The organism is Microbacterium sp. SA39 (assembly GCF_000967865.1).
GTDB lineage: Bacteria > Actinomycetota > Actinomycetes > Actinomycetales > Microbacteriaceae > Microbacterium.
On the sequence record NZ_JXRU01000019.1, the window covers coordinates 24,386 to 47,580 of the forward strand.

Genomic DNA, 23,195 nt, shown 5'->3' on the forward strand with positions numbered 1-23,195 from the left:
GATCGGATCGACGACATGACGACGCTGACGACGCGGATCGCGGAGGATGACGAGCGCCTCAGCGACCACCGCTGGCTGCGCTTCGCGATCCGCCGCACCGGACGACTGCTCGTCTCCCTGTGGATCCTGATCACGGCATCCTTCCTGATGATCCACCTGGTCCCGGGCGATCCGATCCGCTCCGCCCTCGGCCCGACGGCTCCGGCCGCCGTGGTCGAGGCGCGGCGCGAGTCGCTCGGGCTCAACAACCCGCTGTGGCAGCAGTACCTCGACTACATCCGCGGGGTGTTCACGGGTGATCTGGGGGTCTCGATCGGGTCGCAGCTGCCGGTCGCCGACATCATCGCGCAGCGGTTGCCGGCGACCCTCACCCTCGCCGTGCTGGCGTTCGTCGTCGCTGTGCTCATCGCGCTGCCGGTGGGCATGGCGGTCGCCGTCGCCACGCAGCGCGGCCGGGCGCGGGGGCTGGAGGTCGGCTTCAGCTCGACCAGCGTCGTCATCGGCTCGATCCCGGACTTCCTGCTCGCCGTCGCCCTCGTGGCCGTGTTCGGCGTGCAGCTGGGGTGGCTCCCGGTCGCCGGCCGCGAGGGTCCGCTGTCGTACATCCTGCCGGTGCTCGCGCTGGCGCTGGGACCGGCGGCCATCCTCGCCCGCATCCTCCGCATCGAGGCGCTCTCGGTGCTGGAGACGGACTTCGTGCGGACGGCGCAGGCCAAACGGCTCCGCACGCCGCGGATCAACCTGCGCCATGTGCTGCCCAACGCCGTCACGGCCACGCTCACCCTCGGCGGTCTGCTGCTGAGCGGCCTCGTCGCAGGAACCGTGCTGGTCGAAACCGTGTTCGCCTGGCCGGGACTCGGCAGCACGATCGTGAGCTCGATCCAGTCGAAGGACTATCCGTTGGTGCAGGGAACCGTCCTCGTCTACGGCGTCGGAGTGCTTTTGGTGAACACCCTGGTCGATGCGGCGCTGGCCGTACTCGACCCGCAGTCGACGGCGGCCTCCGCATGAGGCGCACACTCGTCGCGATGCTGCGCACCCCGCTGGGCGCGACGGCACTCGCCCTGCTCGCGCTCGTCGCGATCACCGCGATCTTCGCGCCGATGATCTGGGGCGAGCAGGCGGATACCACAGACACGAGCGACCTGCTGGCCGGCCCGTCGGCCGAGCACTGGGTCGGCACCGACAACCTCGGCAGAGACCTGCTGCTGCGCACGATCGTGGCCACGCGTCTGTCGATCGTGCTCGCGCTGCTGGCGACGCTCGTCTCGGTGGCCGCCGGACTCATCCTCGGCGTCGCACCCCTGCTCCTCGGCCGCGTCCTCGGTCGGGCGATGACCTGGTTCACGGGCATCGCCGTCGCCTTCCCGGGGCTCCTCCTCGCGCTCTTCTTCGCGGCGATCTTCGGCAGCACCGCCACGGCAGCGGTCTTCGCGCTCGGCCTCGCGGGTGCGCCGTCGTTCGCCCGGCTGTGCCAGAACCTCATCGCCGGCATCGAGGCGCGCGACTTCGTGTCCGCCGCCCGTGTGGGCGGCATCGGACGGTTCCGCGTGCTGTTCCGTCACGTGCTCCCGAATATCGGCGAGCCGCTCATCGTGAACGCGACGATCGGCGCCGGCGGCGCGCTGCTCGCCTTCGCGGGGCTCTCGTTCCTCGGACTCGGCGTGCAGCCGCCCGAGTACGACTGGGGCCGGTTGATGATGGACGGTCTCCGTGGGATCTACGCGAACCCCCTGGCCGCCCTCGCTCCGGGACTCGCGGTCGTGATCGCGGGCCTGGCCTTCAACCTCACCGGCGAGTCCGCGGCGCGCAGCCTCGGCATCTCGGACGACATGCTGCTGAGCGCCCCTGTCGGTCCGCGCCGGCAGCGGCGGACGCGGGCGCGGCATGCCGCAGCGGCCGCCGCCACCCCGGCCGTGACCGACGGTCCGGTGCTCGAGGTCGAGGATCTGCGGGTCGATTTCGAGAGCGCGAACGGCTCGGTCGTGCATGCTGTGCGGGGCATCGACCTCACGGTCGGCGAAGGCGAGATCGTCGGGATCGTCGGCGAGTCCGGCTCGGGAAAGTCGATGACCGCTCTCGCCGTCGCACAGCTGGTGTCCTCGCCCGGCCGAGTCGAGGCATCCGTCCTCCGCTTCCTGGGCGTCGACCTGCAGACGGCACCCAAGGCGCGACTGCGGCGCCTGCTCGGCACCTCGATGGCGATGGTCTTCCAGGACCCGATGTCGTCGTTCAACCCGACGATGCGCATGGGCGCACAGCTCGCCGAGGTCGCCACCGAGCACGCCGGCCTGAGCCGGCGCGAGGCCCTGGCGCGTGCCACCGATCGCCTCGCCGCCGTGCGGATCAGTGCGCCGAAGCGCCGGATCCGCCAATACCCGTACGAGTTCTCCGGGGGCATGCGCCAGCGCGCCATGATCGGGATGGGACTCATGGTGTCGCCGAAGCTGATCATCGCCGACGAACCCACGACCGCGCTCGACGTCACGGTGCAGGCGCAGGTGCTCGATCTGCTGCGCGCAATCCGCGACGAGGAGGGGACGTCGATCCTGTTCATCAGTCACGACATCTCCGTCGTGGCCGAGCTCTGCGACCGGGTGCTGGTGATGCGCTCGGGCGAGATCGTCGAGGAGCTGAAGGCCACCGACCTGTCGTCGGCGCGGCATCCGTACACGCGGGCGCTGCTCGCGGCCGTCCCGCACATGGGCACGGATCTCGACCGCCCGCTGGCGACGCTCGCGACCGTCGCGACGGAGGAGGCGCGGCTCGAAACCGACCACGAGGCCCAGGAGGTGGCGAAGCGATGAGCGAACTCCGTTTCGAAGAGGTCTCGGTGCGCTACGGCGTCGGCCGGGGCGCCATGACGGCGGTCGACCGGGTGTCGCTCGTCGTGCCGGACGGCGGGGTGACCGGGGTGGTCGGCGAGTCGGGCTCCGGCAAGTCGACGCTCGCACGCGCCGCGGTCGGACTCGTGCCGCTGCACGCCGGACGCATCCTGCTCGACGGATCGCCGATCCCGCGTCGCGGGCCCCGCCCGCTGCAGATGGTGTTCCAGGATCCGTATTCGTCGCTCGACCCGCGGATGCCGGTGGGCGCGAGCATCGCCGAGATGATGCCCTCGGGCATGACCCGGCGCGCCCGTGACGCCGAGGCCGCACGCCTGCTGGAGCTCGTGCATCTCGATCCGGCGCAGGCGGGCTCGCGCCCCTCGCGCTTCTCGGGCGGCCAGCGGCAGCGGATAGCGATCGCCCGCGCACTCGCCGGGCAGCCCAGGGTGCTCATCGCCGACGAGATCACCTCCGCGCTCGACGTGCTCATCCAGGGCGCGATCCTCAACCTGCTGCGCGAGCTGCAGACCGAACTCGGCTTCTCGATGCTCTTCATCTCGCACAACCTCGCCGTCGTCCGGTACGTGGCATCGCACATGGCGGTGATGCGCGACGGCAAGGTCGTCGAGCAGGGACCGACCGGTGCGCTGCTCGACGACCCGCAGGACGCCTACACGCAGGAGCTGCTCGCAGCGATCCCGCGACCCATCGAGTACGTCCCCTGACCGCACGCACTCACCGCACTCACCACCAGCACTCACCACACGACCTGACCAGGCGCCACGAGCGCCGCAACCGAAGGAGTCCCCGTGACCCGCAGAATGAGTATCGACGATGCCCTCGCTCTGACCGTGCCGAGTCAGCCCGCGCTGTCGCCGGCCGGAGACCGCGTGGTCTACGTGCTCGGCGGGACGGATGCCGACGCCGACAAGAGCACGAGCGCCCTGTGGATCGCCGAACGCGGCGAGACCCGCCGGCTCACGCACGGTACGGCCGATGCGAGCCCGGTGTTCTCGCCGGACGGCGCCCACGTGGCGTTCCTCCGCGAAGGTCAGCTCTGGACGCTTCCGCTCGCCGGCGGCGAGCCGCAGCAGCGGACGACCCTGCCCCTCGGCGCCGGCGCTCCGGTCTGGAGCCCGGATGGCACGAAGATCGCGTTCACGGCATCCGTCGTCCCGCTGTCGGCTCCCTCGGATGCCGTCGAGTCCGACGAGCAGCGCGCGGAGCGCGAACAGGCCCCGATCGTCACCGCCGGCATCGACTACCTGGTCGACGGCGCCTGGTTCACGCGCGGCGTGAGCGGCCAGCTGCACGTGCTCGACCTCGCCGACGGGCGGGTGCGTCGCCTCACCGACGGCGTCGCGGCCGTCGGGAGCCCCGCCTGGTCGCCCGACGGATCGACCCTCGCGTATGTCGCCCGCCCTCGTGGCGCCGACGACCTCGGCTTCCGCTCGGCGGTGCATGCCCTGGACCCGGCCGACCCCGCCGCACGGGCACGCGTGCTCGCGTTCGCCGAGGGATACGCCGGCACCGTCGCGTTCGCTCCGGACGGCGAGAGCCTGCTCGTGGTCGGGTGGAACGGCGCCCCCGACGGGCACGCCGGACTGTTCCGCGTCGACCTCGGCTCGGGCGATGTGACGGACCTTGCGGGCGAGCTCGACCGCAACGTGATGCCGGGCGCCCCGGCCTATCCCGGTGCGCTGCCGCAGGTGACGGCATCCGGCGACGTGCTCTTCGCGATCCGCGACCGCGGCGCCACCCACCTGTATGCCGTTCCGCTCGGCGGTGGCACGCCCCGCCACCTCCACGGCGGCACCGACGAGGTCGTGAGCGGACTCTCGGTCGCGGGTGACACCGCGGCGATCGCGATGTCGACGCCGACGTCGTTCGGCGAGATCCTCCGGCTCGATCTGACCTCGGGGGTTGCCACCACGCTCACCGCGCACGGCGGCGCCCCCGACGATGTCGAACTGTTCGTGCGGGAGAGCCGCGAGTTCACGATCAGCGACGGCACGGTCGTGCAGGGCTGGATCGTGCGCGACCCAGCGGTCGAAGGGCCGACACCGCTGCTCGTCGACGTGCACGGCGGGCCGCACAACGCCTGGAACGGCGCGGTCGACGAGATGCACGTGTACCACCAGCAGCTCGCCGCCGACGGCTGGACGATCGTCATGATCAACCCGCGCGGCAGCGACGGCTACGGCGAGGACTTCTGGAAGGGCGTGAACGGCGCCTGGGGCGTCGACGACGCGAAGGACTTCCTCGAGCCGGTCGACGAGCTGGTCGCGGAGGGAACGGCGGATGCCGCGCGCCTCGCGGTCGCGGGCTACAGCTACGGCGGGTACATGGCCGCCTACCTCACCGGTCACGACGACCGCTTCGCCGCCGCCGTCACCGGGGGCATCGTCGCCGACCTGTTCAGCATGGGCGGCACGAGCGACGACGCGCACCTGCTGAGCCTCTTCGAGATCGGTATCCTGCCGTGGCAGGCCGAGGGGCGCGAGCGCCTCGCCGCGATGTCGCCCTACACGCACGTCGAGAACGTGCAGACCCCGACGCTTGTGCTTCACGGCGAGAAGGACCTGCGCTGCCCCGTGCACCAGGCGCAGCAGTGGCACTACGCGCTGCGGGAGCGCGAAGTTCCCACCGAGCTCGTGATCTACCCGGGCGGCAGCCATGTCTTTCCGCTGCTCGGTGCCCCGAGCCACCGGATCGACTACGCCCGTCGCATCGTCGAGTGGGTCGAGCGCTTCGCCGGCAGCACCCGCGGCGCGCGGCCCGCAGCGATCGACACCGCGCACTGGCAGCACCGCCTGGACGCACTCGCGAGCCTGCACGGTGTTCCGGGCGCGCAGCTCGGCATCCTCCGCTACGACCCGAAGGTCGGTGCAGGCGGTCGCGACGACGTCGTGACGGTCGCGACCGGCACGCTGAACCGCAATCTGCCCGAGGCCTCCGGCACGGTCCTGACCGACTCGGTCTTCCAGATCGGCTCGATCTCGAAGGTCTGGACCGCGACCGCGGTCATGCGGCTCGTGGAACAGGGCGCCTTCAGCCTCGAGACGCCGGTGCACGAGATCCTCCCCGGTGTGCGCCTCGTGAACGACCAGATCACCGCGGGCGTCACCGTGCGGCACCTGCTCACGCACACGAGCGGCATCGACGGCGACGTGTTCACCGACACCGGCCGCGGCGACGACACCCTGGAGAAGTACACCGAGCTCTTCGCCGAGATCGGACAGAACCACCCCATCGGCGCGACCTGGTCGTACTGCAACTCGGGCTTCTCGCTGCTGGGGCGCATCATCGAGCAGGCGACCGGCAAGGTCTGGGACGAGGCCATGCGCGATCTCGTGTTCACGCCTCTCGGTCTCACGCACACCGTGACCCTCCCCGAGGAGGCGATCCTGCACTCCGCGGCGGTCGGTCATGTCGACATGGGCGAGGAATCCGTGATCGCGCCGGTCTGGGCGCTGCCACGCTCGCTCGGTCCCGCGGGCCTCATCACGGCGCGCGCGGCCGACGTGCTCGCGTTCGCCCGGCTGCACCTCGCCGGCGGGGTCGCGGCCGACGGCACGCGTCTGCTCAGCGAGGAGACGGTCGACGAGATGCAGGCCTTCCAGGCCGAGGTGCCCGACAAGCACGTGCTCGGCGACTCGTGGGGACTCGGCTGGATCCGTTTCGACTGGAACGGCGAGCGCCTGTACGGGCACGACGGCAACACGATCGGACAAGCGGCGTTCCTCCGGGTCCACGCCGCATCCGGGATCGCGGTCACGCTGCTCACGAACGGCGGTCACACCCGGGATCTGTACGAGGACCTCTACCGCGAGATCTTCGCCGAGCTGGCGGACGTGCGGATGCAGGATTCGGTGCAGCCTCCAGCGGAGCCCGCCGACGTCGACATCACGCCCTACGTCGGCACGTACGAGCGGGCATCCGTGCGCTCCGAGGTGTTCGCAGGCCCCGACGGACCGGTGCTGCGCACGACTCTGCTCGGACCGCTCGCCGAGCTCGAGCCCGACCCGGTCGACGAGTACCCGCTCACCCCGTACAGCGACGGCGTCTTCGCGCTGCGCGCCCCCGGCACGCAGACGTGGATGACGGCGACGTTCTACACGCTGCCGACGGGCGAGGAGTACCTGCACTTCGGCGCACGGGCCACGCCGAAGGTGTCGACCAGCGCATGAGCGCCTCGGTGCAGACCCGTGTCGATCAGCTGACGGAGGCGGCGATCCTCGCCAGCATCCGCCGGTTGATCGCGTGCGAGTCCCCCTCGGACGACGACGAGGCGGTCGCGCGCTCGGCCGACCTCTTCGCCGAGATCGGCACCGGCCTGCTCGGCGTCGCCCCGGAGCGGATCGTCGTCGACGGATGCACGCATCTGCGGTGGCGGTTCGGCGAGGAGACCCGGGTGCTGCTGCTCGCTCATCACGACACGGTGTGGCCGCACGGCACGCTCGCGCGGCTGCCGCTCGGGATCGTCGACGGCGTACTGCGCGGGCCGGGGTCGTTCGACATGAAGACCGGTCTCGCGATGGCGCTGCATGCGGTCGCCGCACTCGACGACCGCGACGGCATCACGCTGCTCGTGACCGGTGACGAGGAGACGGGTTCGGCCCGCTCGCGCGCCCTGATCGAAGAGACGGCGCGTGGAGCATCCGCGGCTCTCGTGCCCGAGGCCTCGGCCGACGGCGGCGCGTGGAAGGCGGCCCGCAAGGGCGCCTCGATGTACGACATCGCGGTGCAGGGACGGGCCGCGCACGCGGGGCTCGAACCGGAGAAGGGCGTGAATGCCACCGTCGCGCTGGCCCACCTGGTGCTCCTGGCCACGGGTCTCGCCGACCTCGCAGCGGGGACCAGCGTCACTCCCACGCTCGCGGAATCCGGGACCAGCGCGAACACCGTGCCCGCCGCGGCACGACTGCGCATCGACGTGCGGGCCTGGTCGGTCGCCGAGCTCGAGCGCGTGGATGCCGCGCTCCGCGCGCACGTGTCACCGGTCGCCGGGGCAGAGATCACGGTGGGCGGCGGGATCAACCGTCCGCCACTCGAGCGCCACATGTCGCAGGCGCTGGTCGCCCTCGCGGGAGAGCTCGGCGCACGACACGGTCTGGGGGACGTCCAGGCGGTGGCCGTCGGCGGGGCCAGCGACGGCAACTTCACCGCAGGTTCCGGGGTGCCCACCCTCGACGGACTGGGGGCCGTCGGGGGCGGGGCGCATGCCGACGACGAACATGCGATCGTGGCGGAGATCCTTCCGCGCACACGGCTGCTGGCCGACCTAGCGGCGGAGATATCGAGAACGGACGAGCCATGGCAGAACTGACGCGCGACGACGCGATCGTCACGACGGCGCTGCACGACGCCGAGCAGGCGGCGGCGGCATCCGGGGTGAGCATCCGCGAGCTCACGACGGTCGGCGAGCATGCGGCGGCCATCGAGCTGCTGTCCGGCATCTGGCAGCGCTCGCCCGAGAACCCCGTGGTCCCGCCCGAGCTGCTGCGCGCGCTCAGCAAGGCGGGCAACTACATCGGCGGTGCCTTCGCAGAGGACGGGCTGGTCGGTGTCGCGATCGCGTTCCACGCCGACCCCGGGCGTCACGCGCTCTACAGTCACATCGCCGGGATCTCGGCGGCGCACGCCGGGCACTCCATCGGCTTCGCGCTCAAGCAGCACCAGCGCGCCTGGGCGCTCCGTCGCGGGATCGATGCGATCGAGTGGACCTTCGATCCTCTAGTCGCGCGCAACGCGCACTTCAACATCACGAAGCTCGGAGCACGGCCGCACGAGTACCTGTCGGACTTCTACGGGCCGATGGCCGACGGCGTGAACACCGACGACGAGACCGACCGCCTGCTGATCCGATGGGAGCTCCGCGACGACGAGGTGTCGCTCCGCGCCGGCGGCACACCGCTTCCGCCCGCGGGGAGGATGCCCGGCGATCTCACCGTCGCCGTGCCCTCCGACATCGAACGGATCCGCCGGGAGGACCGAGGCGAGGCACAGCGCTGGCGCTTCCAGGTGCGCGAGGAGCTCACCCGGGCTCTCGACGCCGGCGGGCGCATCGTCGGCTTCGACCGGAGCGAGGGGTACATCATCCGACCCGAGGAGAAGACACAGGAGAGGACGCCGTGAGAATCGACGGGATCGAACTGCGACGGGTGGCCATGCCGCTCGTGTCGCCGTTCCGCACATCGTTCGGCACCCAGACAGCCAAGGACATCCTGCTCGTGCGCGCCGTGATAGACGGCGTCGAGGGGTGGGGGGAGTGCGTGACGCTGCCGGATCCGGTCTACTCGCCCGAGTACACCGACGGCGCGGTCGACATGCTGCGGCGCTTCATCATCCCGGCGCTGACGGGGGTCGAGCTCGCCGGTTCGCACATGATCGGCGAGGTGCTCGCGAAGTTCAAGGGCCATCGGATGGCGAAGGCGGCGGTCGAGATGGCCGTGCTCGACGCCGAGCTGCGCGTCGAGGGCCGGTCGTTCGCGCGCGAGCTCGGCGCCGTGCACGACACCGTGCCGTGCGGTGTCTCGGTCGGGATCATGGACGAGATCCCGCGGCTGCTCGACGCCGTCGACGGCTACCTCTCCGAGGGGTACGTGCGCATCAAGCTGAAGATCGAGCCCGGCTGGGACATCGATGTCGTGCGCGCCGTGCGCGAGCGGTTCGGCGACGACGTGCTGCTGCAGGTCGACGCGAACACCGCCTACACGCTCCGCGATGCGCAGCATCTGGCTCGTCTCGACGCGTTCGACCTGCTGCTGATCGAGCAGCCGCTCGAGGAGGAGGACATCCTCGGCCACGCCGACCTCGCGCGGATGCTGACGACGCCGATCTGCCTCGACGAGTCGATCACATCGGCGCAGACCGCCGCGGCCGCCATCCGCCTCGGCGCCACGAGCGTCATCAACATCAAGCCGGGGCGCGTCGGCGGCTACCTCGAGGCCCGCCGCATCCATGACCTCGCGGTCGCTCAGGGCGTGCCCGTGTGGTGCGGCGGCATGGTCGAGTCGGGTCTCGGTCGTGCGGCCAATGTCGCGCTCGCCGCGCTGCCGGGATTCGTGCTGCCCGGAGACGTCTCGGCCAGCGACCGCTTCTACCGCGTCGACCTGACCGAGCCGTTCGTGATGCACGAGGGCGCGCTCGCGGTTCCGCAGGGGCCGGGGCTCGGCGTGGCCCCGATCCCCGAGATTCTCGACGACCTCACCACCTGGACCGAGTGGCTGCCGATGTGACGGATGCCTGCGCGTCGGCATCCGATATATCGACGGGTCCCGGGACATTAGGCTCGCCGATATGAGCACGCTGTCGCGATCGAGCTGGGGACGCGTCTTCGACGATCTCGGCGTGACGCTGCTCGAAGTGGCCTACGGCCGCATCGACGTGGACCAGCAGATCGGCGGGGTCGTGATCCACGACCCCGTGGACGAGCCCGTGTATCCGCAGAACGCCGTCGTGCTCGCTGTCGCCCTGCAGGATGCCGATGCGCTCGCCGCCCTGGTGACCGAGGCCGGCGGCCGCGACGCCGTCGCCGTGGTGGTGCGCGCCTCCACCGAGCTGCCGGATGCCGTGCGCGACGCGGCCGACCGTGCCGGGGTCGCGATCCTGAACCTCGCCCGCGGGGCGACCTGGACCCAGCTCGCGGCCCTGCTGCGCTCTCTGCTCGCCGAAGACGATGTGGGGCAGACCCCGGCAGAGTCGCTGGGCGGAGTGTCATCCGGCGATCTGTTCGCGGTCGCCAACGCGATCGCGGCTCTGCTCGACGCACCGGTGACGATCGAGGACCGCTCCTCGCGGGTGCTGGCGTTCTCGGGCGGTCAGGAGCGCGCCGACCCCTCACGCGTCGAGACCATCATCGGTCGGCAGGTGCCCGACCGCTACTCCCGCGTGCTCACCGAGATGGGCGTCTTCCGCGCGCTGTACCGCGACGACGCCCCGGTCGTCGTCGACCCGGTGGCGCTCGGCGAGGGCGTGTCGACGCAGCGCGTCGCGATCGCGGTGCGCGCCGGCGACGAGGTGCTGGGCTCGATCTGGGCGGCGATGGACGGACCCCTCACCGAGGAGCGCGCAGCCACGCTCCGCGACGCCACCAAGCTCGTCGCCCTGCACCTGCTGCGCATCCGCGCCGGTGCCGACGCCCAGCGCCGCCTGCGCGCCGAGCTCGTCAGCCGAGCCGTGAACGGGGGCGCGGATGCGCAGGATGCGCTGGGCCGACTCGGTCTCTCCGGCCGCCGCGTGTGGGTCACGGCCGCGGCCCTCGCGCCGCGCGGCGGAGACGGCACCGAGCACGACTCGATCGCCGAGCGCGAGCGCCTGACCGACGCCCTGGCGCTGCACCTCTCAGCTGTGCAGCAGGGAGCGGCCGTGGCGCTCGTCGGCGACACGGTCTACGGCATCCTCCCGGTCGCCGACGCGGCGGCGGAGGAGCGTTCCGTCGGCCTCGCCGAGGACTTCCTGCACCGGGTCGGCGACCGCATCCCCGCCGTCATCGGCGTCGGGCGCCCGGCCGCGACCGTCGCCGAGATCGCCCGCTCCCGTGCCGAGGCGCACCGCGCTCTCCGCGTCGTGCTGGAACGCGTGTCGGCCGAGGCCGGTGACGCGCACGAACGAGCGGATGCCGGCCGGCGCAGCGTCGCCCGCATCAGCGACGTCGAGACCGAGTCGCTGCTGCTCGACCTCCGCGACCTCCGCAGCTCGCGGGGTGACGTCGCTTCGGGCGTGCTCGCGCGCCTCATCGAGTACGACGCCCGCAACGACGCGCACCTCGTCGACACTCTCACCGCCTGGCTCGACCGGTTCGGCGACGTCACGGCGGCCGCCGCGGCATGCTTCGTGCACACGAACACGTTCCGGTACCGGCTGCGCCGCGTCGCCGAGGTCGGGGGCGTCGATCTCGACGACCCGGATGTGCGGTTCGCCGTGATGCTCGAGATCCGCACGCTCCCGGCGCGCTGACGGCAGGCTGACGGCGCGGCGCGGCGCGGCGGGGATCGGCGCCGGCCCGGTCCCGGCGTGCCGACGGCCCTCCGGCAGAATGGTCGGATGACCCGAACCCTCGCCCTCGAGATCGCCGTGCAGGACGCCGCCGGAGTGCGCATCGCCGCAGAGGTCGGTGCCGCGCGCGTCGAGCTCGCGAGCGCCCTCGCCCTCGGCGGCCTGACGCCCTCACCCGCGACGCTGGAGCTCGCCCTCGAGGCGGCCGCAGAGAGCGGCGGCGAGAACGCCGGGCCCGAGGTGCACGTGCTGATCCGGCCGCGGGCCGGCGGGTTCCACTACACCGCCGACGAGATCGCCGTCTCGGAGCGAGATGTGCGCCTGGCCGTCGCGGCCGGTGCCGCCGGCGTCGTGATCGGCGCCCTCGATGATCAGGGGCGTCTCGACATCGACGCCATGACGCGTCTGCGGGATGCCGCGGGCGGAGCATCCGTCACCCTCCACCGCGCGATCGACGTGACGGCGGATCCGGTGGCGACCCTGCGCACGGCGCGCGAGCTGGGCCTTCGCCGCGTGCTGACCTCGGGCGGAGCATCCGTCGCCGCCGACGGCATCGACACCCTGCGCGCGCTCGTGGCCGCGGCCGAGGGAGAGATCGAGATCATGGCGGGCAGCGGCGTCGATGCCGCGAGCGCCCCCGTGCTCGCGGCGGCCGGGGTCGATGCGATCCACTTCTCCGCCAAGCGCGCCGTGAGCGAGACCGGCGGGGTGCGAATGGGATCGGCATCCGATGGGGTCGGCGGATACGAGATCACCGACCGCGACATCGCGCTCGCGATCTGCGCCGCTCTCGGTAGGCTCTCCCCGTGACGGATACCCGCGAGTTCACCGACGCCCATGGCATCGCCATCGTCTACGACGTCCATCCGGCCGCCACGACACCGCGGGGAGTCGTGCAGCTCCTGCACGGCGTCGGCGAGCACGCCGGCCGCTACCCGAGGCTGATCTCTGCCCTCACCGGGGCGGGTTTCACGGTCTACGCCGACGATCACCGCGGACACGGCCGCACCGGCATCCGGCAGCACGACGGACCCGCGCGACTCGGACGACTCGGCAAGGGCGGGCTGCGCGCCGCGGAAGACGCCATCTGGCAGCTGACCGGTATCATCCGCGACGAGAATCCCGACCTGCCGCTCGTGCTCCTCGGGCACTCGTGGGGGTCGTTCCTGGCGCAGAAGCTCGTGAACCATCACCCGGAGGCCTGGGACGCCGTGATCCTCTCCGGATCGGCGCTGCTGACTCCGCGCTCGCTCAATGCCGCCCCGCTCAACGCGCGCTGGGCGAAGGCGGAGGGCGTCACCGGCTTCGAGTGGCTCAGCCGTGATCCCGAGATCTGGGCGGCGTTCGGCGACGACCCGCTCACGACGGATGTGCCGTTGCTGAAGCTGTTCGGGCCGATCGAGGCCGCGCGTCTCTACGGCCGGCCGGGCAAGGACCTGGTGACGAAGGGCGGCACTGACATCCCGATGCTGCTGCTCGTCGGCCGCGACGACCCGGTGGGCGGACCACGCAGCGTGCACAAGCTCGCCGACGAGTATCGTTCGCGTTCCGGCTTCACCGATGTCACGACGCTGGTCTACGCCGACGCGCGGCACGAGATCTTCAACGAACTGCAGCAGGATGAGGTGCGCGCCGACCTGCTGTCGTGGCTCGAGCGGCACATCCCCGCCCGCGCCTGACCGTTTTCGAATCGCGCGACTGGCGCTTTCTGGGGCGAAACACCGACCAGTTGCGCGATTCGAAAGCATCCGGGGTGACGATCCCGGAGTCGCGACGTTACGCACCGTGAAGGCGCGTGACGTCACATGGGCAGCCACCTCCGCCCGCGTTCTACATTCGGACCAGTAGTCCGCGGGAACGCGAGAGGGCGGTCGGATGAGCTTCGTCAGCGAATGGCGCGAGTGGCACGCAGCGCGCGAGCGCCTTGCGGGCTCGGAGTACGGCCCGTCCGCGCTCGAGTCGACGAACTGGCTCATCACCATGCCCGCCGCGGTCGACGGCATCCCCGGTCTCTGGGCGCTGACCGGCGACGGCGGCATCCGCGGCAGCGAGCTCGGACAGTCCGGCTCCAGTGTCACGCTGCGGGGCGCGGAGACCGTGCGCCTCGGGCGGCGCGAGCTGCGCGTGTTCGATCGTCACGGCACGCTCGCGCTCCGCGTGCTGAACCCGGCCCGGCCGCAGCGCGAGTGGTTCACCGCGATCGACGCCTACGCCCCGGACGAGCGCTGGCGGCTCCCCGCGCGATTCGAGGCGACCCCCGACGAGCGGGTCGTCATCACGGCCGTCGACGGGGAGGCGCGGGAGACCCCGGTCGCGGGACGCCTGCACTTCGAACTCGCCGGGTCGTCGCACGCGATGACCGTGACCCGGAGCTCGCAGGGAGCGCTGCGCGCCGTCTTCGCCGACGGGACCAACGGGCTGGAGACCTATCGGTTCCGGTTCCTGCCGCTCGAGGAGCCTGCCGACGACGGCTCCGCGATCATCGACTTCAACCGGGCGTATCTGCCGCCCTGCGCGTTCTCGGATCAGTTCATCTGCCCGCTCCCGCCGCCCGGCAACCGGTACTCCACCCCGATCCGCGCCGGCGAGCGCGTCGTGGTGCTCGGCGGCTGACCCGCCCGCTGCGGCTGACCCGCCCTCGCGGGCGCTCTGCGCCTTAAGCTGGGATCGTGCACGGAGAATACAAGGTCCCAGGCGGAAAGCTCGTCGTGGTCGACCTCGACGTCGAAGACAACAAGATCGCCCGCTTCCGCCTCGCCGGCGACTTCTTCCTCGAGCCCGACACGGCGCTCGACGACATCAACGCCGCCGTGAACGGGATGCCGGTGGAGTCGGATTCCACGGCCATCGCGACCGCCGTGCGCGCGGCTCTCCCCGAGGGGGCGCAGCTGCTCGGCTTCACGCCCGAGTCCGTCGGCACGGCCGTGCGCCGCGCGCTCGTGACGGCCCCGGGCTGGCGCGACTTCGACTGGGAGATCGTGCACGACAAAGCGGTCTCGCCGCAGATGAACCTCGCGCTCGACGAGGTGCTCACCTCGCGGGTCGGCGAAGGGCGCCGCCGCCCGACCCTGCGCATCTGGGAGTGGGACGGATCGGCCGTCGTGATCGGCTCCTTCCAGTCGTACCGCAACGAAGTCGACCCCGAGGGCGCGGCCCGGCACGGTTTCGACGTCGTGCGGCGCATCTCCGGCGGCGGTGCGATGCTCATCCCCGCGGGACAGATCATCACGTATTCGCTGTATGTTCCGGCATCCCTGGTCGCGGGCATGACGTTCGCCGACTCGTACGCGTTCCTCGACGACTGGGTGCTGCAGGCGCTGCGCTCGGTCGGCATCGACGCGGTCTACCGGCCGCTCAACGACATCGCGAGTCCCTCGGGCAAGATCGGCGGCGCGGCCCAGAAGCGTCTCGCGAACGGCGGAGTCCTGCACCACGCATCGCTCTCGTACGACCTCGACGGCCAGGTCATGACCGAGGTGCTGCGCATCGGCCGCGAGAAGCTGAGCGACAAGGGCACGACGTCGGCGGCGAAGCGCGTCGATCCGCTGCGCAGCCAGACGGGCCTCACGCGCGAGGAGATCATCGAGCGCTTCATCGCGACGTTCCGTTCGCTGACGGATGCCGAGACCGGCACCGTCACGCCCGACGAGTACGCCGCAGCCGAAGCCCTCGTGGAGTCGAAGTTCGCCACCGAGGCGTGGCTGCACCGGGTTCCGTGACGGACCCCGCGACCGGCTCAGAGAGCCATCCGGGCGGATCCGTCTCGATCATCGAGGGCGACAACCTCGTCGTGGCCGCGAGTCTGCCGACGGCATCCTTCACGCTCGTCTACCTCGATCCGCCGTTCAACACCGGGCGGGCGCAGGAACGTCAGGTCGTGACCGCGCGGCGGGCGTTCACAATTCAGTCAGAATCTGCGGCACCCGCGAACGACGCCGCGGAATCCCGCGATAGCGACCCGGGTGCCGCACCGATCTTGCTGAATACTGAACAGCCGGTCGCCGCGACCGAGGTCCGGCACGGCTTCCACGGCCACGCGTACGAGCGCGTGCGCGGGATGCTGCGCACCTATGACGACAGCTTCGACGACTACGGCGCGTTCCTCATGCCGCGGCTCGAGGAGGCATGGCGGCTGCTCGCCGACGACGGCACCCTCTACCTGCACCTCGACTACCGCGAGGCGCACTACGCGAAGGTCATGCTCGACGCGGTCTTCGGACGCGACTGCTTCCTGAACGAGCTGATCTGGGCGTACGACTACGGCGCGAAGTCACGCCGTCGCTGGCCGACCAAGCACGACACGATCCTCGTCTACGTGAAGAATCCGCGAGAGTACCTCTTCAACTCCGACGAGGTCGACCGCGAGCCGTACATGGCGCCGGGCCTCGTCACGGCCGAGAAGGCCGCGCGGGGCAAGCTCCCGACCGATGTCTGGTGGCACACGATCGTGCCGACCACCGGACGCGAGAAGACCGGCTATCCGACGCAGAAGCCCGAGGGGATTCTGCGCCGCATCGTGACGGCATCCAGCCGGCCGGGTGACCGCGTGCTCGACCTCTTCGCCGGCAGCGGCACGACCGGAGCCGTCGCCTCCGCACTGGGCCGCGACGCCGTGCTCGTCGACGACAACCCCGAGGCGGTCCGGGTCATGAGCGAGCGGATGCCGCACGCCGAGGTGACGCGGCTCTCGAACTAGACGCGCGCCGATTCGTCACCGGCATCCGTCGGTCGAAAGCACGATTGCAGGTCGAGATCGGCGGTTTCGACCTGCAGGTGTGAAATGAACCGACAGGTGTGCCGGGGCAGCCCGCCGAACTCTCAGGCGACGTACACCTTGCGCAGCGTCTCGGTGACGGTCCAGGTGGTGCGCATCCCCTCGGCGAGGCGCACGACCGAGCCGGGGCCGACCTCCAGGTCCGGCAGCCCGGAGGACGCGAAAGAAATCGTGGCGCGGCCGGCGAGCACGATGAAGACCTCGTCGATCTCGATGTCGGTCGCGGTGCCCGGCGTCATCTCCCAGATGCCGATCTCCACCCCGTTCAGCGTGGTCAGCGGGCGGGTGGCGGTCGTCGGGGTGCCGGCGACGACCTCCTCCGCAGGCAGTAGCTCGTGCGTGAGAGCCAGCGCCGCTGCATCCACGGCGACGCCGGCGGCGAGCCCGCTCATGAGTCGAAGCCCATGCCGACGGCGTCGAGCGTCTTGAGGAAGAGGTTGCGCTTGCCCTCGTTGTGGTCGGCCTGGTTCATCGCCGCGCGGACGAGGTTGACACCGACGGATGCCGCGGGCTCAGGCGGGAACGGGATGGGCTTCTCTCGCACCATGCGCAGCTGCGTGCGCTCGGTCTCCTCGCCCGACAGCTTGTCGAGCATGACGTCTGCGGCGAAACGGGCGGCTCCGACGCCGAGGCCGGTGAACCCGGTCGCGTAGGCCACTCGCCCGCGACGCGCCGTGCCGAAGAACGCGCAGAACCGGCTCGACGAGTCGATCGCCCCCGCCCAGCGGTGCGTGAATCTCAGGCCCTCGAGCTGCGGGAAGGTCGTGAAGAAGTGCGAGGCGAGCTTGCGGTGGCTCTCCATCCGATCCTCGTACTCCGGGCGCACCTTGCCGCCGTAGTGGTAGATCGCGTCGTAGCCGCCGAACAGGATGCGGTTGTCGGCGGAGAGGCGGTAGTAGTGGAACTGGTTGGCGCTGTCGGCGAGCCCCTGCCGGTTCGACCAGCCGATCAACGCGAGCTGCTCGGTCGTGAGCGGCTCCGTCATCAGCACGTAGTCGTAGACCGGGACGGTCATAAGTCTGTTGCGCTTGAGGAGCGAAGGGAAGACGTTCGTGCCGAGGGCCACGGCATCCGCTGTCACGCGTCCGTTCGCCGTCACCAGCGTGATGGGTCCCGATCCGTCGCCGTCGATGCGCTTGACCAGGCTGTGCTCGTAGATCTCGACGCCCAGGCCCGCCGCGACGCGCGCGAGCTCCAGACCGAGCTTCGCCGGATGCACCATCGCGCAGCCCTCGCGCTCCCAGGCGCCTGCGAGGAAGGTGTCGGAGTGCACCTCGGCGCGCACGGCATCCTGATCGAGGAAGCCGGGCTCGTCGCGGTACCACTCGACCTGATGCGGCTCGACGGCGACGGCGAGCTGGCCGGTGCGTTCGAAGTCGGCCTTCATGTCGTACCGGGCGATGGTCTGCTCGATGCCGTCGAGGTTCTCTAACCCCAGCTCTTCGAGGCGGTCGATCTCTTCGGGCCAGCGGGTCAGTCCGTTCTCGTGGCCGTGCGTGAGGCTCGCCTCGCAGAATCCGCCGTTGCGTCCGGACGCCGCCCACGAGATGCGGGAAGCCTCGAGCAGTACGACCCGGCGCTCGGGGTCGCGCTCCTTGGCACGAACCGCCGTCCATAGCCCCGTGTAGCCGCCGCCGACGATCACGAGATCGGCGGTGACGTGCCCGGTGAGCGTCGGATGCGCGGGGCGCTCCACATCATCGAGCCAGAAGACGCCGAAGGCGGTGTCGCGCAGCGACGTGTCGATCGCGACGGGAGCCGGCAGGCGGCGTTCGAAGACGGTGGTTCCCATGGTGTTCTCCGTGGTGTCCGTGGTGTGTGGTGTCGGTGATGTGCGGTGTGGGTGATGTGCGGCGCGCGTCAGCGCGTGCCCCAGTTGTAGAGGTCTTTATAAAGGCCGGCATAGAGCAGGCTCTCGGTGTGCGCGATGCCCGGGATGGTGCGGATGCGGGTCGCGATGAGGTCGATGAGGTGCTCGTCGTCTTCGCAGACGGCCTCGACGAGGATGTCGAAGGTGCCGAGGGTGACGACGACGTAGGCCAGCTCGCGGATCTTCGTCAGCTCTTCCGCGATCTCGCGGGGATCGCCGGACACGCGGATGCCGATCATCGACATGCGTCGGAAGCCGAGCTGCATCGGATCGGTGACCGCGACGATCTGGATGATGCCGGCCTCGGTCATGCGCTGCACGCGCTGGCGGGCGGCGGCCTCGCTGAGCCCGACCTCACGGCCGATCTCGGCGTAGGGGCGACGGCCGTCCTCCTGGAGGAGTTCGACGATCCGCTTCGAGATGTCGTCCAGCGCGGGCTGCCTCGGCTTCGTGCTCATGGGACGATATTGTCAGGCTCGGGCACCGATAGCAACTGATTCAGTCGTTTACGTGCGGCCATACCTTCCGATTTCGTGGCCGAGCCGCTACGCTGGCGCCATGCTCACTGATCTTCTCGAGAACGCCGCGCCGCTGCAGAACTTCATCGGCGGTCGCTTCGTGCCCCCGACGGGCGCAGAACGGATGCCGCTGCTCGACCCGGTCACCGAAGAGGCCTACGGCGAGATCCCGCTGTCGGACGCCTCCGATGTGGACGCGGCCTTTGCCGCGGCATCCGCTGCCTTCCCGATCTGGCGCGAGACGACTCCCGCCGACCGGCAGCTGGCGCTCTTCCGCATCGCCGACGAGATGGAGGCGCGGGCGGAGCAGTTCGCCGACCTGGAATCGCAGGACACCGGCAAGCCGCGCGCCAGCCTCGTGGCCGACGAGATCATGCAGTCGATCGATCAGCTGCGCTTCTTCGCCGGTGCTGCCCGCAGCCTCGAGGGCCGTGCCGCAGGGGAGTACCTCGCCGGTCACACCTCGTTCGTGCGGCGCGAGCCCGTGGGCGTGATCGGTCAGGTGACGCCCTGGAACTACCCGCTCAACATGGCGGTGTGGAAGATCGCTCCCGCGCTCGCCGCCGGCAACACCGTGGTGCTGAAGCCTGCGGAGTCCACGCCGCTCACCACGCTGCTGCTGGCCGAGATCGTCGCGCTGCACACGCCGGCCGGCGTCCTCAACGTCGTACTCGGCGCGCGTGACACGGGAGTTCTGCTGGTGGAGCATCCGACCCCGCAGATGGTCGCGATCACGGGATCGGTGCGGGCGGGCATGGCGGTGGCACGGTCGGCGGCGAACGACGTCAAGCGCGTGCACCTCGAGCTCGGCGGCAAGGCTCCGGCGATCGTGTTCCCCGACGCCTCGATCGAGAAGGCAGCGGCGGGCATCGTGAACGCCGCCTTCTTCAATGCCGGGCAGGACTGCACCGCCGCGACCCGGGTGCTCGTGCACTCGTCGATCCATGACGAGGTGGTCGCCGCGCTCGTCGAGCACACGCGGTCGTCGGCGCGCACGGGAGCGCCTGATGAGGAGGGCGTGCTGTACGGGCCGCTGAGCAGTGCGGCGCAGCTCGAGCAGGTGTCGGGGTTCGTCGAGCGGCTCCCGGCGCACGCGACCATCGAGACGGGTGGCCGACGGCAGGGCGACCGCGGATACTTCTTCGAGGCCACGATCGTGTCGGGCCTGCGCCAGGAGGACGAGGCCGTGCAGGGCGAGATCTTCGGACCCGTGCTGACCGTGCAGGCCTTCGAGACCGAAGAGGAAGCGCTCGCGATGGCGAACGACGTGCCCTTCGCGCTGGCCTCGTCGGTGTGGACCACGGATCACGCGCGCGCGATGCGGTTCTCGCGCGACCTCGACTTCGGGTGCGTGTGGATCAACACGCACATCCCGTTCGTGTCGGACATGCCGCACGGCGGCTTCAAGCATTCCGGCTACGGCAAGGACCTCTCCCAGTACGGCTTCGACGACTACACGCGCATCAAGCACGTGATGACCGCGCTCGACTGAGCCGGGTCCCCGGTCGTCGAGCGAGCGCAGCGAGTCGAAGTGACGAAACGCCCGCGTCACCGGTCGGCACCCTAGGTCCCGCCGATCCGTGAACGGTCACACACGCAGATGACCGGAATCGCCTGCGATTCGCGGTGAATCAGGATGCTGGGCGTCGCCTCGTTGGCTGACGAAGAGAGGAATGGCTGAGACGAGCAGCACCGCAGCACCGATCCAACCACTGGCTCCTCGTAACGCCGGGACTACGAAGATCGCGGCCGCGCCGACGGCTGAAAGAACTCCGGCCAGGACGCCGTAGAGGCGCATCCCGTAGAGCGAGATGAACGTGAGGTAGTGAGCGCCCACGATGATGAGCGAGCCCGGCAGGAACAACGACGGCGCGAGAGTGCCCAGTGCGATGGCCACGAGCAAACCGAGCGGCACGGTGAACGCGCTCTGCATGGCGAGGGCGATGGAAGGGTGGCCCCTGGGCAGGAAGGCCGGCCCGTTCATAGCCTTCAAGACGAGTGAAGACAAGGGAAAGATCAGCATTCCCCCGATGAACAGCACAGCCATAGCCGCTTCGGCCGACCCCCACTGGTAGACCGCCGAAGCCGCTGCCCAGATCACCGCGGAGACAAGCGGGCCCGAAAACCCACCACGATAGACGCGTCGGACATCTCGTTGGGCAGTTTCCACATCCATGGGGCTCATCCTCTCAGGACGCGCAACATCTTTACCGCACCACTGTCAGACCCGTCGCAGGTCGTTGAGCGAGGGAGCGCTGTTATGAGCGAGCGCAGCGAGTCGAAGTGACGAAACGCCCGCTGATCCGTACACCTCGGTCGTTGAGCGAGCGCAGCGAGACGAAACGCCTCAACGTGCGAGCATCTTCATCCGGCGGTGCTCCCGTAGGGTGAACCCCGCGCGCTCATCGATCTTCGTCGCGCCGTCGAGCTCCCAGCTCTGGCGGGCGTAGAAGGCATCGGCGCGATCGTTGCCGTCCAGCACCCACAGGTAGGCGCGGGTGTGCCCGGCATCCACGATGCGCTCTTCTGCGGCGGTGAGGAGCGCGCGCCCGACGCCCGTCGACCAGGCGTCGGGGTCGGCGTAGATGCCGTAGACCTCGCCGTCATCCACGCCGTCGACGTCGCGTCCTGAGCCGAGGGATGCCCAGCCGAGGACGGCGCCGTCGCGAACCGCGACCAGGATGCCGAGACTGGTGGGCAGCGGCTCGGCGATGAAGCGTCTCCAGTTCGCGGCGCGCTCCGGGATCGAGAGGGAGTCCAGGACCTCCTGGTCGATGAGTCCGCGATAGGCCGCGCGCCAGGAGCGCACGTGGATGGAGGCGACCGCATCGGCGTCTTCGACGCGGGCGTCGCGAACTTCCAGGGGCGCTGTCATCCGTCCACCCTAGTGAGGGTGCGGGAGTGTGAGCGAGTCGGGATTCGTGCGTGTCTGTGGAGGGAGAGTGTCCGACTCCTGTGTTCCGGAATATTGCTCTGATCGGCTGTTTTCGGGGTCCGAATGTCGGTGGCCCCGAGTTGACTGAGGGGTATGAAGGGCATCACGGATTCCATGGGGCGGGCCATCGCCGACATGCGTGGTGTGGTGCGCTCCGATGCGGTGCGGGTGGCGCCGGCTGCGGAGCGGATGGAGGTGCTGCGGGTCGCCGGGGAGTTGCAGCGGCAGGCGGATGCGTTGGTCGTGGAGACGGTCGCGTCGGCGGATACGGAGTTCTGTCGGTCGTTCGGGTGCGTGTCGATGAACGAGGTGGTGCAGCGGGTGCTGCGCACGGACGCGGCGGGCGCGGGGCGGCTGGTGCGGGCGGCGATGGTCGTTCATCGGGGGACGGCGTTGACGTCGGGGGAGGCGTTGCCGGCGTTGTGGCCGCAGATGCGGGAGGCGCTGCTCGACGGTGCCGTCGGGGTGGCGGGGTTGCTGGCGGCGACGGGGCCGCTGGACGGAGCCGGTCGGCGAGTCAGTCCCGAGGACCGGTTGCAGGCGGACGGCTTGTTGGCGGCGTTCGCGCGCGGGCTCGCGGCGGACGATAGCGACGTGGATGTGGATGTGGATGCTGATGCTGATGCTGATGCTGATGCTGATGCTGGGGCGGATGCGGGGTCGGCGGCGACGCCCGAGGATCTGCGGCTGCGGGCGCAGGTGATCCTGGCGTATCTGGATCCGGATGGGGCGGAGCCGGCGGAAGACATCGCGCAACGCGGTCGCGGCGTGCGGTTGGGGCGAGAGAAGAACGGCCTCATCCCGCTGCACGGGGATCTGCTCCCGGAGCTCGCCGGGCAGCTGCAGCGCGGGTGGGACGCGTACCTGAATCCGAAGGGTGACGGGCCACCCGAGCCGGGCGTGAGCTTCTGCCCCTCCGACGGATCGGGCAGCGATGATGAGGACGCCTTCGCTGGAGGCGCCGCCCGCTCGGCGAGTGACACGCTCGCCGACGATGATTCTCTGCCCGCTGGTGATCCGGATGGCATGGTCGACACCCGCACGAGGGCGCAGAAGCAGCACGACGCGCTCGCGGCGATGCTGGGCATCGCCGCACGCCACGACGACATGCCCCGCCTCGGCGGAGCGTCCCCGACGCTGGTCGTGTCCGTCACGGCGGAGGAGTACGCCACCGGCCGCGGGTGGGCGCACGTGCAGGGCATCGACACCCCGGTCTCGGTCGGCGTCGCCCGACACATCGCCTGCGGAGGGAACATTCAACGGGTGCTGT

20 protein-coding genes are annotated in these 23,195 nt (G+C 70.5%); 15 read left to right on the forward strand and 5 right to left on the reverse strand.

What is annotated here, in order from left to right; translation table 11 throughout:
• The first annotated feature begins 15 nt into the window (after nucleotides 1-15).
• From RS85_RS01080 to RS85_RS01140, 13 genes are all read left to right on the forward strand, one after another.
• Nucleotides 16-1,011, forward strand: coding sequence for an ABC transporter permease (locus tag RS85_RS01080; protein WP_046011571.1), 996 nt, complete (start codon nucleotides 16-18; stop codon nucleotides 1,009-1,011).
• Complete coding sequence (locus tag RS85_RS01085; protein ID WP_052703262.1) at nucleotides 1,008-2,807, forward strand: dipeptide/oligopeptide/nickel ABC transporter permease/ATP-binding protein; 1,800 nt, start codon at nucleotides 1,008-1,010, stop codon at nucleotides 2,805-2,807. Before RS85_RS01080 ends, RS85_RS01085 begins: the two co-directional genes overlap by 4 nt.
• Nucleotides 2,804-3,553 (forward strand): ABC transporter ATP-binding protein, encoded by a 750-nt coding sequence (locus RS85_RS01090; RefSeq protein WP_046011572.1) that lies wholly within the window; start codon nucleotides 2,804-2,806, stop codon nucleotides 3,551-3,553. The genes RS85_RS01085 and RS85_RS01090 overlap by 4 nt, the downstream gene beginning before the upstream one ends.
• 84 nt (nucleotides 3,554-3,637) lie before the next feature.
• Nucleotides 3,638-7,018, forward strand: coding sequence for a serine hydrolase (locus tag RS85_RS01095; RefSeq protein WP_046011573.1), 3,381 nt, complete (start codon nucleotides 3,638-3,640; stop codon nucleotides 7,016-7,018).
• Nucleotides 7,015-8,157, forward strand: coding sequence for a M20 family metallopeptidase (locus tag RS85_RS01100; protein ID WP_046011574.1), 1,143 nt, complete (start codon nucleotides 7,015-7,017; stop codon nucleotides 8,155-8,157). Before RS85_RS01095 ends, RS85_RS01100 begins: the two co-directional genes overlap by 4 nt.
• A complete protein-coding gene (locus tag RS85_RS01105; protein ID WP_046011575.1) occupies nucleotides 8,145-8,966 on the forward strand; it encodes a hypothetical protein in 822 nt (273 codons plus the stop codon). Before RS85_RS01100 ends, RS85_RS01105 begins: the two co-directional genes overlap by 13 nt.
• Nucleotides 8,963-10,069, forward strand: coding sequence for an o-succinylbenzoate synthase (menC, locus tag RS85_RS01110; RefSeq protein ID WP_046011576.1), 1,107 nt, complete (start codon nucleotides 8,963-8,965; stop codon nucleotides 10,067-10,069). Before RS85_RS01105 ends, menC begins: the two co-directional genes overlap by 4 nt.
• Nucleotides 10,070-10,130: 61 nt before the next feature.
• Nucleotides 10,131-11,789 carry a PucR family transcriptional regulator gene (locus tag RS85_RS01115; RefSeq protein WP_046011577.1) on the forward strand — a complete coding sequence of 553 codons (1,659 nt, stop codon included), beginning with the start codon at nucleotides 10,131-10,133 and terminating at the stop codon, nucleotides 11,787-11,789.
• Nucleotides 11,790-11,876: 87 nt separating this feature from the next.
• Nucleotides 11,877-12,638 (forward strand): copper homeostasis protein CutC, encoded by a 762-nt coding sequence (locus RS85_RS01120; RefSeq protein WP_046011578.1) that lies wholly within the window; start codon nucleotides 11,877-11,879, stop codon nucleotides 12,636-12,638.
• Complete coding sequence (locus RS85_RS01125; protein ID WP_046011579.1) at nucleotides 12,635-13,507, forward strand: alpha/beta fold hydrolase; 873 nt, start codon at nucleotides 12,635-12,637, stop codon at nucleotides 13,505-13,507. The genes RS85_RS01120 and RS85_RS01125 overlap by 4 nt, the downstream gene beginning before the upstream one ends.
• Before the next feature lie 196 nt (nucleotides 13,508-13,703).
• Nucleotides 13,704-14,441 carry a DUF1684 domain-containing protein gene (locus RS85_RS01130; RefSeq protein ID WP_046011580.1) on the forward strand — a complete coding sequence of 246 codons (738 nt, stop codon included), beginning with the start codon at nucleotides 13,704-13,706 and terminating at the stop codon, nucleotides 14,439-14,441.
• A 56-nt stretch (nucleotides 14,442-14,497) separates the two neighbouring features.
• Nucleotides 14,498-15,547, forward strand: coding sequence for a lipoate--protein ligase family protein (locus tag RS85_RS01135; RefSeq protein WP_046011581.1), 1,050 nt, complete (start codon nucleotides 14,498-14,500; stop codon nucleotides 15,545-15,547).
• Complete coding sequence (locus tag RS85_RS01140; protein ID WP_046011582.1) at nucleotides 15,544-16,524, forward strand: DNA-methyltransferase; 981 nt, start codon at nucleotides 15,544-15,546, stop codon at nucleotides 16,522-16,524. Before RS85_RS01135 ends, RS85_RS01140 begins: the two co-directional genes overlap by 4 nt.
• A 122-nt stretch (nucleotides 16,525-16,646) precedes the next feature.
• On the opposite strand, the gene RS85_RS01145 is transcribed toward RS85_RS01140, so the two are convergent.
• The 3 genes from RS85_RS01145 to RS85_RS01155 form a co-directional block, all read right to left on the reverse strand.
• A complete protein-coding gene (locus tag RS85_RS01145) occupies nucleotides 16,647-16,994 on the reverse strand; it encodes a cupin domain-containing protein (RefSeq protein ID WP_046011583.1) in 348 nt (115 codons plus the stop codon).
• A complete protein-coding gene (locus RS85_RS01150) occupies nucleotides 16,991-18,394 on the reverse strand; it encodes an NAD(P)/FAD-dependent oxidoreductase (protein ID WP_046011584.1) in 1,404 nt (467 codons plus the stop codon). Before RS85_RS01150 ends, RS85_RS01145 begins: the two co-directional genes overlap by 4 nt.
• A gap of 68 nt (nucleotides 18,395-18,462) precedes the next feature.
• Nucleotides 18,463-18,930, reverse strand: a complete 468-nt coding sequence (locus RS85_RS01155; RefSeq protein WP_046011585.1) for an Lrp/AsnC family transcriptional regulator — start codon at nucleotides 18,928-18,930, stop codon at nucleotides 18,463-18,465.
• A 100-nt stretch (nucleotides 18,931-19,030) separates the two neighbouring features.
• On the opposite strand from RS85_RS01155, the gene RS85_RS01160 reads away from it, so the two are divergent.
• A complete protein-coding gene (locus tag RS85_RS01160) occupies nucleotides 19,031-20,482 on the forward strand; it encodes a gamma-aminobutyraldehyde dehydrogenase (protein ID WP_046011586.1) in 1,452 nt (483 codons plus the stop codon).
• Between the two features lie 96 nt (nucleotides 20,483-20,578).
• Here the strand turns inward: RS85_RS01160 and RS85_RS01165 are convergent, their stop codons facing one another.
• Together RS85_RS01165 and RS85_RS01170 are read right to left on the reverse strand one after the other, a co-directional pair.
• Entirely contained in the window at nucleotides 20,579-21,166 is a 588-nt protein-coding gene (locus RS85_RS01165) for a DUF7010 family protein (RefSeq protein ID WP_052703264.1), read from the reverse strand.
• Between the two features lie 171 nt (nucleotides 21,167-21,337).
• Nucleotides 21,338-21,865 carry a GNAT family N-acetyltransferase gene (locus RS85_RS01170; RefSeq protein WP_046011587.1) on the reverse strand — a complete coding sequence of 176 codons (528 nt, stop codon included), beginning with the start codon at nucleotides 21,863-21,865 and terminating at the stop codon, nucleotides 21,338-21,340.
• Between the two features lie 153 nt (nucleotides 21,866-22,018).
• On the opposite strand from RS85_RS01170, the gene RS85_RS18850 reads away from it, so the two are divergent.
• Nucleotides 22,019-23,195, forward strand: a 1,177-nt coding sequence (locus tag RS85_RS18850; RefSeq protein WP_052703266.1) for a DUF222 domain-containing protein, incomplete at its 3' end; no start/stop codon positions are given.

Bases quoted from the DNA above. Each gene is read 5' to 3' on its own strand.
- RS85_RS01080 (WP_046011571.1), top strand. From the start codon at position 16: ATGACGACGCTGACGACGCGGATCGCGGAGGATGACGAGCGCCTCAGC.
- RS85_RS01085 (WP_052703262.1), top strand. From the start codon at position 1,008: ATGAGGCGCACACTCGTCGCGATGCTGCGCACCCCGCTGGGCGCGACG.
- RS85_RS01090 (WP_046011572.1), top strand. From the start codon at position 2,804: ATGAGCGAACTCCGTTTCGAAGAGGTCTCGGTGCGCTACGGCGTCGGC.
- RS85_RS01100 (WP_046011574.1), top strand. From the start codon at position 7,015: ATGAGCGCCTCGGTGCAGACCCGTGTCGATCAGCTGACGGAGGCGGCG.
- RS85_RS01105 (WP_046011575.1), top strand. From the start codon at position 8,145: ATGGCAGAACTGACGCGCGACGACGCGATCGTCACGACGGCGCTGCAC.
- RS85_RS01115 (WP_046011577.1), top strand. From the start codon at position 10,131: ATGAGCACGCTGTCGCGATCGAGCTGGGGACGCGTCTTCGACGATCTC.
- RS85_RS01120 (WP_046011578.1), top strand. From the start codon at position 11,877: ATGACCCGAACCCTCGCCCTCGAGATCGCCGTGCAGGACGCCGCCGGA.
- RS85_RS01130 (WP_046011580.1), top strand. From the start codon at position 13,704: ATGAGCTTCGTCAGCGAATGGCGCGAGTGGCACGCAGCGCGCGAGCGC.
- RS85_RS01145 (WP_046011583.1), bottom strand. From the start codon at position 16,994: ATGAGCGGGCTCGCCGCCGGCGTCGCCGTGGATGCAGCGGCGCTGGCT.
- RS85_RS01150 (WP_046011584.1), bottom strand. From the start codon at position 18,394: ATGGGAACCACCGTCTTCGAACGCCGCCTGCCGGCTCCCGTCGCGATC.
- RS85_RS01155 (WP_046011585.1), bottom strand. From the start codon at position 18,930: ATGAGCACGAAGCCGAGGCAGCCCGCGCTGGACGACATCTCGAAGCGG.
- RS85_RS01160 (WP_046011586.1), top strand. From the start codon at position 19,031: ATGCTCACTGATCTTCTCGAGAACGCCGCGCCGCTGCAGAACTTCATC.
- RS85_RS01165 (WP_052703264.1), bottom strand. From the start codon at position 21,166: ATGGATGTGGAAACTGCCCAACGAGATGTCCGACGCGTCTATCGTGGT.
- RS85_RS01170 (WP_046011587.1), bottom strand. From the start codon at position 21,865: ATGACAGCGCCCCTGGAAGTTCGCGACGCCCGCGTCGAAGACGCCGAT.